Source organism: Ktedonobacter racemifer DSM 44963 (assembly GCF_000178855.1).
Classification (GTDB): domain Bacteria; phylum Chloroflexota; class Ktedonobacteria; order Ktedonobacterales; family Ktedonobacteraceae; genus Ktedonobacter; species Ktedonobacter racemifer.
Window position 1 is genome coordinate 439,854 of the sequence record NZ_ADVG01000001.1, and the last position, 12,845, is coordinate 452,698.

General features: G+C 54.1%; 8 protein-coding genes and 1 pseudogene. 3 read left to right on the forward strand and 6 right to left on the reverse strand.

The genetic code is table 11. The annotated features are described in order from the left end of the window. Positions 1–767: 767 nt before the first annotated feature. A pseudogene (locus tag KRAC_RS02070) lies at positions 768–2,074 on the reverse strand (RNA-guided endonuclease InsQ/TnpB family protein). Between the two features lie 283 nt (positions 2,075–2,357). Beyond that, the gene (locus KRAC_RS02075) at positions 2,358–3,089 is read right to left on the reverse strand and encodes an FprA family A-type flavoprotein (protein WP_007904111.1); all 732 of its coding nucleotides are present in this window, start codon (positions 3,087–3,089) and stop codon (positions 2,358–2,360) included. A 482-nt stretch (positions 3,090–3,571) separates the two neighbouring features. Here KRAC_RS02075 and KRAC_RS02080 point away from each other — a divergent pair, with 482 nt between their 5' ends. From KRAC_RS02080 to KRAC_RS02090, 3 genes are all read left to right on the forward strand, one after another. After that, a complete protein-coding gene (locus KRAC_RS02080; RefSeq protein ID WP_244421930.1) occupies positions 3,572–4,639 on the forward strand; it encodes a sigma-70 family RNA polymerase sigma factor in 1,068 nt (355 codons plus the stop codon). A 144-nt stretch (positions 4,640–4,783) separates the two neighbouring features. After that, positions 4,784–5,023: a hypothetical protein gene (locus tag KRAC_RS02085; protein ID WP_157506264.1), complete on the forward strand. Its 240-nt coding sequence runs from the start codon at positions 4,784–4,786 to the stop codon at positions 5,021–5,023. Between the two features lie 282 nt (positions 5,024–5,305). Then, positions 5,306–8,299 carry a Tn3 family transposase gene (locus KRAC_RS02090; protein WP_007904114.1) on the forward strand — a complete coding sequence of 998 codons (2,994 nt, stop codon included), beginning with the start codon at positions 5,306–5,308 and terminating at the stop codon, positions 8,297–8,299. A gap of 355 nt (positions 8,300–8,654) precedes the next feature. Here KRAC_RS02090 and KRAC_RS02095 read toward each other — a convergent pair whose 3' ends face one another. From KRAC_RS02095 to KRAC_RS02110, 4 genes are all read right to left on the reverse strand, one after another. Further along, positions 8,655–8,834: a hypothetical protein gene (locus KRAC_RS02095; RefSeq protein ID WP_007904115.1), complete on the reverse strand. Its 180-nt coding sequence runs from the start codon at positions 8,832–8,834 to the stop codon at positions 8,655–8,657. Positions 8,835–9,015: 181 nt separating this feature from the next. Further along, positions 9,016–9,540, reverse strand: coding sequence for a GtrA family protein (locus tag KRAC_RS02100; protein WP_244421931.1), 525 nt, complete (start codon positions 9,538–9,540; stop codon positions 9,016–9,018). A 57-nt stretch (positions 9,541–9,597) separates the two neighbouring features. Next, a complete protein-coding gene (locus tag KRAC_RS02105) occupies positions 9,598–10,752 on the reverse strand; it encodes a bifunctional lysylphosphatidylglycerol flippase/synthetase MprF (RefSeq protein WP_007904119.1) in 1,155 nt (384 codons plus the stop codon). 83 nt (positions 10,753–10,835) lie between these two features. Next, complete coding sequence (locus tag KRAC_RS02110) at positions 10,836–12,833, reverse strand: ArnT family glycosyltransferase (protein WP_007904121.1); 1,998 nt, start codon at positions 12,831–12,833, stop codon at positions 10,836–10,838. Positions 12,834–12,845: the final 12 nt, after the last annotated feature.

The window sequence follows — 12,845 nt, forward strand, 5'->3', positions numbered from 1 at the left end:
TTGTAGGCTCGCTTTCGTTGGGTGTCAAGACTTCTGGCAGCTTCTCCGATACATCCTTCATAGAGAGGCCGTCTCCTTCATCCTACAGAGGCAATCCTCTCCCTATGCTGGGCGGGTGATGAGACGTGCATCACCATCAATCGTTAAATGAGTTCCAAAACCGACCGGTTTTTTGACACACATGGTTCGGTTTACTAGATGGTGGGTCAGGCTGGAAGCGCGAGGAGGATATAAATTGATGAGCTATCTCAAAAATCGTGCCAAAATCAACATCTCATTTTTTGATGCGTGAAATGAGTAAGTGAGACAAAATGAAGAGATTATTTGCACCTATTGGTCATCGTCACTGCCGGGATTTGTAAACCATCCGTGGCGAGGTTTCAGCAAGGTTCATCACACATCTAGTGGAGGATTCGGCGATCACAACGCTTGCTTTTGACCTTGTAGCTTCTCCAGATCTTTTTTATGGAAATTGTGGCGCTCCTCAAGAATGGCTTTCCAAGGTGGCACAAAGCGCGCCCACAAATCGTCGCCCGAACACAACAACGGCAGTCAAATGCATTGGCTGATCCCTCCGATGACTGGTAGAAGCGCGTTTGGGAGAGCTCCTATCACCGCTCATCGGAGAGGGGTCAGCTAGCCAGAACTCACGTTATGTTACTTCTCCCATGTCAAGGGTGGAAGTGTCAGGGCTCAAGCCAGGGGTTTTACGGCGCGGTTTGATAAAGACTTCTCATAAGTGTCAAATAGATGTCAGTACCCTACGGCTAAAGCCGAGGGCTTGGAGTTGTGTCTGAACTCCACCGCAATTCAGCATACCTTTTCAGGCGTGCTGCTTTGGCTTCATCGTCCGACACATCAGGGCGTACTGACAAGAGGCCCGTTCCTCTCCAGTCTTGCCGGATAAGAAGCGTTCGCATCGCAATGTTTCTTGCTCCAACCAGATCGGCATGGAGCGTGTACTGACAATTCTGACAGAGAAAGAGCAAGCCCTTGTGAGGACGATTCTCTTTGCAGGTATGCCCACATTTGGGGCAGGCCTGCGAGGTGTAGTTGGCATCCACCTTGATCGCCGTACTTCGATGCAAGAGCGCTTTATAAGCGATCATACTGTGCAACTCTGCAAAGGACCATTTGGAAAAGGCACGATTGGCTTTGCGCTGTTTGGCACTTTTGCCTTTCCGTCGTTTGGTCTGCTCGCGAATATCTGTCAGATGCTCCAGTCCAATCAAGCTTTGAGGGTGCTGTAGGACAATCCGCTTACTCACGACATGATTGACGTTTGCTTTCAACCGTCTCTCTCGTCCACTGATGGCAACGAGCCTTCTCGTTGCAGAACGAGTGCCTTTTTTTGCAGACGCTTTCTCAGTCGTGCAGAGTGGTGTGATTTGGCAACCGTAGAGATGTCAGCATGGAAGGTGCAATTCCCTTGCATTGTCGCCGTGACGGCAAGGTATCGCATCCCCACATCCACGCCAACGACTTGCTTGTGTGTTTCGGGGGGAGGATCAGCCATCTCCACTTCCAGGGAGACAAGGAGGTAAAATTGCTTCTTGGCTTTGTCATACCAGAGTTTCGATGCACCAATCTCCGCTCCACGCTGGATCAATGCCACATGCTTATTGTAGCCAGTATAGGGCACGATAACACGTCCCTCAAGGGTCAGGATGCTCACCTGCTGCTCTTTCTTGAAGGTGTAGTCTTTCTTGTACTGATAGGTCAACGTGGGGGAGATGAACTTGGGAGCCTTATCAAGCCCTTTGTAGCGTTTCTTGGTCTTACCTTCCTTACGATGAACAGCATTGTTCTTGACCTTTGTCCAGAGGGTTTTATACGAGGCACCAACTTGGCGAGGAACAGAACAGGCCATTTGCGAAGGCAGATGAAAACGGAGGCGGATCTCTTCGTAGGTGGCATCTTGCAAACGAACAGCATTGCTCATCTTGCCATGCGCAAAGGCGTACTGGCTCACATAGTTGAGAGAATCCCGATACGCCAGTTGCGTTGTACGTAATGCCTTGAATTGCTCGGGCGTTGTATTTAATTTGAGTTTCGCTGTTACTACCGTTTGCATACGCTAAATTATACCATAGTTTTCATCTGACTGTCAACAATACATGAGCAGATGAAAGAATGTCTACGGCGTATTCCACCCAAGCCACCGACAAAGGAACGCCGCATTCCTCCCCATGCCTGAAAGGACAGGGGCATCCTGCGGCGTTTTCGGTGAATTTGATAGCAGGTCATCATGAGAAAAGGTCAGAAGAACGATTGAAGTCATATGGTATTGTCGCCGTGAGCAGCACCCAGGACGACTTCCGAATCGTTCTCCGTCCCTGTTCGCAGACAGTCGGTGCTTAGCTCGGCAGCACTCGTCCTAACAGCCTTCCGTCAAAGGCAAAAGGCTCCGACCGCAGCCCATGAATATAGTGGGGCAAGATCTCGCCGGGTAAACTCCCGCCGTGCATCGGATGAACCCATTGCAGGTTCAGCTTCTCCAGGCGATCCGCCACGTGCAGCACTGGTTCTGCTGCGGCAAAGAGGCCGTTCTCGCGATGCCACTGGCACTCCAGCTTGCTCAAATCTTCGCGTACGATGGCAGGCTGGTCGCCGGGTTGGCCAAAGAGGTCTGCGGGAAACAGGCTGTGAGTGGTTTCATCCACGACCATCAGCGAGTCCCACTGGGGAACATGCGGGGTTTCCAGGAAACGTAAGTGGTGCCTTCCCAGTTCAAGCACCTCGCCATCCTGCACTCCTCGCACAGGGCCAGCATAGTCCCATTGCATGAGATTGGCTCTTGCTCCCACCAGACTGCATACCAGTACCGCCTGAGGTGCCTCGGCGAGAAACCGTCCCATCCCACCGCATTCATCAGCCTCGAAGTGAGAAACCACGATGTAGGTGAGCCGTTTTGGGTCAAGGATTTCGGATACAGCCTGGCGCACCCCTTCATACAGAGGATACGTCCCGGTATGAATGAGCGTCGGATACTCGTCATCAATAAGAAACTGATTGAAGCTGATGCCGACAGTTGGGGAGAAAGATGAGATCCGATAGATCCCCTCTGCGACTTGATTGATCTGAGCCATGAATAACATCTCCTTCTTAATGGTAGGGTCGTGCCTGTTTGCCAATAGACACTCATTAAACTGTCGTGAAGAGCAAAACTGTGCGGTCTGATGGGAGGTATTTTCTGCTTGATATGACAGGTGATACGCACGATTTGGGAACGCTCGGACGAGTGGTAAAGAACCTGCACCGTGTGGTAGAATGAGCGTGTTTGGCGCAAGAGTATCGCACCAGCGGCCTGGTTGCATTGATGAGCCAGTCCAGGGGCGAGAAGCTGAGCAGAAAATACCTCCCATCAGACCGCACAGTTTTGCTCTTCACGACAGTTTAATAGTTATCTATCCGACTGGGGACGTTCCGATGATAGTGGGCGCACGAAGAAGGTAGCATACTCGAGTGGAGCAGGTCGAAAAAGATGGGAACACATCCAATAGCCCGGACAAGTGCGAGAGTTCCAACAAACAGTACTCTCCAAAAAAACATGGCGACCAGGGGAAGCAGTGTGACAGAGAAACACAGGAAGACTGATCACGTTCACGAGGCTCTGATCACAGATTTTGCTGCCCATGGCCAATCTGAGAGTGGCCTTTTGATAGAACCCTATCGCAGGGAGTTGCTCCTGCACTGTTATCGCCTCCTGGGGGCATTGCACGATGCCGAGGATGCAGTGCAGGAAACCATGCTGCGGGCTTGGCGGCACTTTGACACGTTCACGGATCTGGGTCCGGGATCGCTGCGCACCTGGCTGTACACGATTGCAACCAACACCAGCCTCGATATACTCAAGAAACGTTCACCGCGCACGCTGCCGACCGCAACCTCTCTTGCGTCCGACCCAACGAGGCCAGTTGCGCCCAGGAGTGCCGAAGTGCTCTGGCTTGAGCCTTTCCCTGACAGTTGGCTGACTGAAGCGACCGAGAACCCGGAAGCACGCTATACCAGACAGGAGAGCGTTTCGCTGGCCTTTCTCACCGCCCTTCAGTTGCTCCCGCCCCGCCAACGAGCCATCTTGCTCCTCTCGGATGTCCTGGACTGGCGTGCAGTCGAGATCGCGCAACTGCTTGAGATCTCAGTCCCAGCGGCAAACAGCGCTTTGCACCGCGCTCGGGTGACGCTTGGGAAAAACTATCACAGCGAGCAGCGAGAGATGGAACAGGTCCGCCGTGCTGATACAGCAACGAATATGTTGCTCGCCCGCTATCTACAGGCGTGGGAAACAGACGATGTGGATGGACTCGTGGCCCTTCTGAAAGAAGACGCGACGCTCTCTATGCCACCGGTCCCTTCGTGGTATCAGGGACGAGAAGCGATTCGTACTATTCTCCTTGCTGTCTTATTCCCATCTGGTGTACAAAAGCGGTGGCGTTTATTTCCGACGCGCGCCAATGGACAGCCAGCTTTTGCCGTGTATCGAGCTGACGAAGCAACAGGGTTCTATCGAGCGTTTGCGCTTCAAGTCGTTGCCCTCGATGGTTCGCGGCGCGATCAGAGGCAGGTCGCCGATGTGACGGCATTCCTTGGTCCGAAGCTTGTCACCTCTTTCGGCTTCCCGCTTCAACTCCCTCAATAAATGCGGTATCCTGCGCGCTTGCATCCATTGGTTTTTCGAGGACAGCTCGGCGACATCAACGGTGTGCCTGATCAGAAAACGGAGGTGAGGATACCTTCGGCAATCACCATGATCGCGACGTCTGTCATTGCGATGGATATACTCATGATCACAGAAACATCGGGTCAAAGTTCCTTTTTTCTTGCGTTCATCATGCTTTTTCACGCTGTCAATCCTTTTCTCGATTTCTTGACCGATGCTCTAGCCATCCTGGCGTTAAAGCAGATCTGCACCACTGCTCAAGATCTCTATGATCGGCCCGCAGCCTCGGATCTGCGCTGGCTGCTTATGCAGCGGACCAATGGGGGAACATATGAATTTCTGCAGATGGTTCGACCCATGTAAGAACTGAAAAAGAAAGACAACGCCTCGATGCTGGTTTGGACGATTCAATCTCTTCAGGTATGGGAAAAGCTCCAATAAGGGCTGAAATGCGCGAAGCTGTCACCAGGGGCAAAGTAGCCCTGGATCAAACCTATTCCGCCATAATCATACTATCCCTTTAGTCTTCTTCTCCCTTGTCTTGAGTGACTCTTTTTGTTAGAATAACTCGTACTAGAAATCTCGGATTAGATACTTGAATCTAGTACGAGGTTATCTCAAGAACAAGAGGAGCGCTAGCTACCTATGAAACGGCAATGGGATATCGAAGAATTGATTGAGCATTTCACTCTGGTCAAGGATGATCTTGATTTGCTCGCCAATAAGTCCGGCCCAACGCGACTGGGCTTTGCCCTGCTACTCAAATGTTTTCACTATGAAGGACGCTTTCCTCACGCCAAACATGAGATCCCCAAAGATATTGTCAACTATGTCGCCCATCAGTTGAAGCTCGATCCAGCGATCTATGCCCAGTATGACTGGGAGGGACGCACCGTGAAAGTGCACCGTGCCCAAATCCGAGAACAGTTCTCGTTTCGCGAGGCCACCGCCCTTGATACTGAGGAGATGAAAAGCTGGCTCATGGCTGAACACCTGGCTGCTGATCAACGCCTGGAACACCTCAAAGCCCACGTGCTCAAACGTTTCCGTGAATGCAAAATCGAGCCACCGACCAACGAGCGCCTGGAACGTCTCATTCACTCGGCATGTGCCACCTACGAACAGCAATTTTTTGAGCAGGTGCTGGGGCGACTCCCCGTGGAGACACGGAAGCTGCTCGATGGCTTGTTAGAGCGCGAGGATGTCACCGAGGACGCCGAAGCAGGAGAGCAAGAAGCAGATGAGGGACCAAAAGCCAGAAGAGATCCTGTGAGCTGGAATGACTTAAAGATGAACCCAGGAGCCGTCGGGCTGGAGAGTGTGCTCGTTGAGACAGACAAGTTGCGTGTTTTGTCTCAGCTCACGCTGCCCTCCGATCTCTTTGAGCCAGTCGCTCCCTCAGTGGTTCGGCTCTACCGAGAACGAGCAGCGACGGAGACCCGCTATGAATTACGTCGTCATCCTGACGCGACCCGCTACACCTATCTGGCGGCTTTTTGTCAGCTTCGACAAGCAGAGATTATCGATAGTCTCATTGAACTGCTGATCCTGGTTGTCCGCCGTATCGAGACGACCGCCAACAAACGGGTGGGCAAACAGGTCATCGAGGAGATACGAGACAAGGTGGACAATAAACCTCGTTTGCTCCGGCGGGTCGCTCAAGCCGCCTTGGACGGTCCAGAGAAGACGATTCGCGAGGGGATCTATCCCGTGATGAGTCAAAAGCAATGCCAGGCGATCCTCAGCGAGAAGGAGACAAAGGACACCTATCATGATCGGGTCTACCACCGGATGCGCTCTTCGTATCGGGATCACTACCGACGCATGATGCCTGGCCTACTCAATATGTTAGAGTTCCGCTCCAGTAACGATGCCCACCAGCCAGTTGTCAAAGCAATTGCCTTTCTCAAGCGCTCTTTGGGAACAGGGGGCGTCTGGTATCCTCCCGAAGAACAGCCGCCTCTCTCTGGAGTGGTTCGTCCTCTGTGGCATGATCTGGTCGTTGAGAAAGATACACAGGGAGAAGAGCGCATCAACCGCATTAACTATGAACTGTGTGTGTTAGCAACGATGCGAGATCAATTGCGGTGTCGAGAACTCTGGGTTGTGGGAGCCAACAAATACCGCGATCCTGACCGCGATTTACCCACGGATTTCAATGCGAAACGAGAGGAGTATTACCAGGCTCTCTCGGTCCCACGTGAGGCCAAAGACTTTGTGGAAGCGCTTCAGCAAGAGATGAGAGAGGCACTCTCCTCTTTTGATCGAGCATTGCCAAAGATCAGTGACCAGGTGCGCCTCTTGCCGAAAAAAGGGGGCTGGATTCATCTTTCTCCACTCAAACGCCAAGCGGAACCACAGAATCTCGGGAGGTTGAAGGCAGAAATCCGCAAGCACTGGGGCGGAACGCCTTTGCTGGATATTCTGAAAGAAGCCGCTCTGCGCACAGGCTTTCTCAGCCACTTTCGCAGTCCCGGCAGGCGCGAAACACTCGACCAGGAGACGCTCCTGATGCGCTTGTTGCTCTGTTTGTATGGCATGGGAACCAACATCGGGATCAAAGCCGTCAGCGAGGGAGATCATGGACAAAGCTATCAGGAACTCTTGACCACACGCCGACGATATATCCATGCCGATCAATTGCGCGCCGCCATTATCGATGTGACCAATGCGACGTTCCAGGCCCGTTTGCAACACATCTGGGGAGAAGTGACGACCACCTGTGCGTCTGACTCCACCCAATTTGGAGCGTGGGACGAAAACCTGATGACCGAATGGCACCTGCGCTATGGAGGCAAAGGAGTGATGCTATATTGGCATGTCGAAAAGCATGCCGCTTGTATTTACTCACAACTCAAAACCTGCTCCTCTTCCGAGGTGGCAGCGATGATCAAAGGGGTCTTGCGGCATTGTACGCAAATGAAGGTTGAGAAGCAGTTCGTGGATACTCATGGACAGGACGAGGTGGCATTTGGATTTTGCCATCTGTTGGGTTTCCAACTCATGCCACGGCTCAAAAATATTGGCGGGCAAAAACTCTATCGTCCGAAAGCGGGAGAGCCTGATGCGTCCTCCAACCTCCAACTGGTGCTGACCCGCCCGATCAATTGGGAGCTCATTGAACAAAACTATGATCTGATGATCAAGTACGCGACTGCCATGCGGCTGGGTACGGCAGAGACAGAAGCGATCTTGCGGCGTTTTACGAGCACGGGACCGCAGCATCCCGCCTATCTAGCCTTCATAGAATTAGGAAGAGCAGTGAAAACCATCTTTCTCTGTCGTTACTTGGAATCAGAAGAACTGCGTCGAGAAGTGCATGCAGGGCTCAACGTGATTGAGAACTGGAATGGGGCAAACGATTTTATTTGGTATGGTCGCAGCGGGGAATTTGCCACCAATCGTCTGGATCAGCAGGAACTGGCAGCGTTATCTCTTCACTTATTGCAGAGTTGTTTGGTCTTCATCAATACGTTGCTCATTCAACGCGTTTTGGCTGAACCAGAGCAATTCCAACGGATGAAGCAAGAGGATCTGCGGGGACTGACGCCTCTGATCTATAGCCATGTGACCCCTTATGGTATGTTTCGTCTCGACCTTTCCGAACGGATCGAGATTGAGGAGCGTTTCTCAGCATAACAGGTGTATCGAGGAAAGAGAACCCGTTGTGAGCGTTCCTTTTCTCGGTCACGAGAGGTTTGTATTGGAGGTGCAATAAGGTTTTTTTGCATAATCCCCCGAAACGGTGCACTCGGCTTCAACCAGGCATCTCCTTGGGATAGTGCAAGGCCCTCGAGTATGAACCGAGCGGGAAACAACGCTCGCATTGTAGGGGTCATGTAAACTTTGACATTACGCTGCTGATTTTTAGGCAATTCCTCTGCTGTTGGAGAATTTCTCCTCCTTTGGCTTTTTCAGCCAATTTCCTCATGGTTGTTCGAGAAAGGGCATCCCTGATCAGCAGAGGAATTGCCTAAAAATCAGCAGCGTAATGTCAAAGTTTACACCGATACCACTTCCAGGCAGAGAAAGAGAGTTCGCGAAGAGCACGCAGGATCACCGTTGGCTTCGCGCCCGTTGCCTGGCCCCCTTTACGCGGCAGGTGGCGCACACCCAGTTGGGTAGAGGCCAAGCCAGCGTGCTTGAATTTATAGAGGATTTCTGTATTGATCATGGCCCCACGCGTCTCCAGGCGCAGTTCCCGCAAGAACGTGCCAGGATAGAGTTTAACAGGGAGTCACAGTATTTTGGACGCCTTCAGTGCATCTGGAATGCAACGATCCTCAGGAGATCTCATCGGCTGGGTCTCGTTGCATTCCAGATGCACAGGAACCCTGCTCATTGATCGGGACCCGCTATTTTAGGCGCTTCTGTGGTCCGCTGGCAAAGACCCAGAAGCGCAGAATGAGGTAAGAGAGCACGGTGTTCGCAACAACCGCCAGCAGTTTTGAGGCATTCCCCCAGAGCATGGCATTGGCAAGAAATGGATGCAAGGCATTGCCGATGAGCCACAGCAGCCCATTGCTCGACAGGATTTCGAGCAACATGTTCAAGAGAAAGCGTCTCACTTCCTGGGTGGTCGGTCTCTGCTTGTGCCCGAATGTCCAATACTTGTTCAAGAAAAAACTACTCGCGGCGCCACCGATATAGGCCAGTGAATTGTAGATGACCAGGATGTGCACCTGTGTCGTGGGAAAGCACCAGAGCAGGATATTGAGGACCAATACATCTATGAGCGTGTTTGCGACACCTACCAGGCAGTAGCGGAACCACTGCCAGAGGAGACTGCTCCAGCTATGGTAGCGATGGATATGAGTATCGGATATGTTCTTTGATGAAGTTGCTTGTATCTGTCTTTCTTTTCTTTCTCTCAAGATCACGATCACTCCCTCCTGCTTATTAAGGAGCATAGTGCAAGAATGGTATCCATTGTATTCTCAGCCTTGTCCATTTCCCGAGGAGTTTCGCAGTTGGAGGACAGAGCGTGCGATGTTCGGTAAGCCCAATGTGGTGTTGGCGACCAGGTATCGACTCTCCCAGCAGGGATCGAATTTCTGTTTAAAGGCGAAAAGTGTCCGGCTGGGGCCCAACAGTGCCGTCCGATCAGTGACAAAACTGGCAAGCACCCGCCCTGCAGCAGCCATCTCCTGCCTGCTATCAGCCAGGGCAACCAGACCCAGGCTGACCCTATGCGCTCCGCACAAACGAAAGCGCTCCATGGCCCGCACCAATAAGAGTTCCATCACTCCCGGCGGTGCGTTGGGGACCCGACGCATCAAATCGAGTGTCCACCCCCATCCCTGCATCTCGGAGGGCCTCCCTGGCATCGCGGCTTTACCTGTGAAGCAGCCGTAGATGGGGGTAAAGGTCACAAAGGCGCAGGGCTGGCCAGCGCTCGTTTTTGCAACTGCGGTCAGAAGGCGCGGGGCGGCGAGGGGCAGGACGGGAGCCAGTGTGGAGATGGTGGCGATCATTTCAGCCCGCTCAGCTGACTCGGTCAATTCATCCACTCTCCCCATGCCGAAGCCTCTCTCCGATGCTTGCTTGTGCGCTTTCTGACCCAGCCAGACCCTTGTGATGTCTTCAAGATGCTGCATCACGTCCAGGGGAGGCGCACCTTCATACCACTGGATGTCTACGCCTTCGCGCTCGGCGCGCCGACAACTGGTGCGCACATTTGCCAGAGCCGAGCCTCGCAGCGTAAAGGTTTGAGGATGAAGGATCGCTTCCTCACCCATCTTGAATGCTCGCAAATGGAGGGAGCGATAGGCGGCCAGGCGCTCAGGGGCTGCTTGATAGAAAGCGACACGCCAACGATGCAAGGCGCAAAAGTCAAGGAAACTCCGTGCAATGTGTTCGTGGGCTTCTGGTGCGCACACAGGGTCACCAAGCACGACAGCGACCTTGTGCATCAGTTGATAATTCACCAATCCCGATCCACCGGGTGCCAGGAAGTGCCTGTTTTTCGGGGCCAGCCCAAAGAATGCGAGCGTGTGGCTACCATAGAGGCGCAGCAGTTCTGCTTCCGGTTGAGGAATCTGGGCATACCGGTCCTTTGGATCGGCACCTGCTATCGGAGGTTGTTTGCTCATTATGCGCGAGTCCTTCAGCGAGAAAGGGTCGGGAGCTGGGCACCGGGGCGACAAGATACCGGTGCCCGAACGCTCGTGGATCATCAGTGTGCAGCGGCGCAATCGTACAACTTGGGATCAGGGCCAGAACTGAGCTGAGGGCCAGAACCAGCGCTGGGCCCGGGTGAGGAAGATTGCCATTGGCTCGACGGTACCACCTTACAGTGCTGCTTCGCCCAGGTAAGCACATTCGCCCAGGTAAGCGCATCATTTTGTTGACCATTCCTGGGCGGCTCACTCAGCAGCAAGAAGCGTAGCTTCCCCGAGGCGACCAGGGACGCGAGTTCAGTGGTCGTCAGAGGATAGCGTGAGAAACCATCAAGTGGGATCACCGGCTTGTTGGTCGCGAGAATGATGTCATCAGCCCCACCAGTCACAGCGGCCAGGATTTGCGCGTTCCCCTGATGGGTCGACAGGTAGCGAATCAGCGCTGAATCCCCCCCCCTAGGACCATCATTTTGCGAGGGACCCGCCAGCGGGAGATCCGATTCCGTTCCCTGGAAGATGGGGATGGCTGCCCACAGCGTCGGGCCGATCATCAGGGCGATCAGCCCAAGAGCCAGTGCGGGCATGAGCAGGCGGGCCACCCTCTCATTGCGGGTGAAGCGCAATGCGAGGCGGGCGCCAATGAGCACCAACACTGCCAGGGCGCACAGCACGATGAGCAGTGGGATCATCCAGCGGCCCCAATCAGGATACCCGGTGAGGATGAAGACCTGTTCAGCGGCCGTGGCCAGCAGCGCCAGGGGCAACAGCCAGGCGCGCCAGCCCACACCACGATAGTCCTGCCACATCGTCACCAGACCAATCCCGCACAGCGCCGCAAGCGCTGGATACATCACCGTCAGGTAGTACTCGTGAACTCTGCCTGTCGCAACGCTAAAGAAGACGCCCATCGTGAGCAACCACATGCCCCAGAGAATCAGCCCTTGCAGCAGGTGATCACTTTGCGGGCGGGGGCGCCGAAACTTCACGAGAGCGATCATCCCAAAAATCGCCAGTGGCAAGAGCCAGCCACTCTGGCCCGCAAGAGGTTCAGTGAAGAGGTGGAAGGGAGCTGGAACCGCGTTCCCCGGGGCATTTCCCTTGCCAGGGGGCGGTTGATTGCCAGGGGCTTGCTGGTTGTTCGTTCCCCCTCCCTTGCCAGGGGGCGGTTGATTGCCAGGGGCTTGCTGGTTGTTCGTTCCCCCTCCCACTCCCAGCAGACGCTGGAGGCCATTATAGCCCAGAGCCAGGCCGATCTCCGAGTTCTCCTGGGTATTGCCAACGTGAGGCCGCTGCGTCGCCGGGGTGAGGTCCACTGCAGCCGCCCAGGAGAACGAGATCACCAGGAGCAAGAGCAAAGCGAGCGCCAGGTGCCAGAGACGCTTCCAGATGCTGGTGGGAGCCGCCAGCAGGTAGAGCAGTCCGAAGGCAGGAAGCACCAGGTACGCCTCTAGCATCTTGATATTGAAGCCGATGCCGACCATGGCGGCGCACAGCAGGAGCCAGCGCAACCGCCCAGTCTCAGCAGCGCGCATGACGGCCCAGGCTCCCACGAGCAGGACCAGCGTCAGGGTGCTATCAATCGTCACATTGCGATTGGTGACGATACTGACCGGCGAGAGCGCCAGGGCGAGCGCTGCCAGCAAACCAGCCATAACCCCAAATTGGCGGCGTACCAGGGAATAGAGCAGCAGCACCGCCAGCATGCCACACAGTGCCTGGGGCAAGAGCACGCTGAAGGGGGTGAGGCCGAAGATTTTGGCGCTCAGCACCTGCAACCAGAAGCCCACAGGAGGCTTGTCAAGCGACGTGAAACCACCTGGATCGTAGGCGGCAAAAAAGAAATTATGCCAGTTATCCATCATACTTCTCACGGCGGGAGGATAATACGTATCGAAGCCGATTTGCCCCAACTTGTAGAAGTTCATGAAGACTGAGATGAGCAGAATTGCTCCCAGCGCTAGGCGCTGCCAGACCGCAGCATCCTTCTGCGGTTCCTGTTGTTCTGTCGGACGTCCAGGTTCAGCCTGAGCACGTGTGGTAGTAGTCTCAGCCATAGTTCGCTTCTC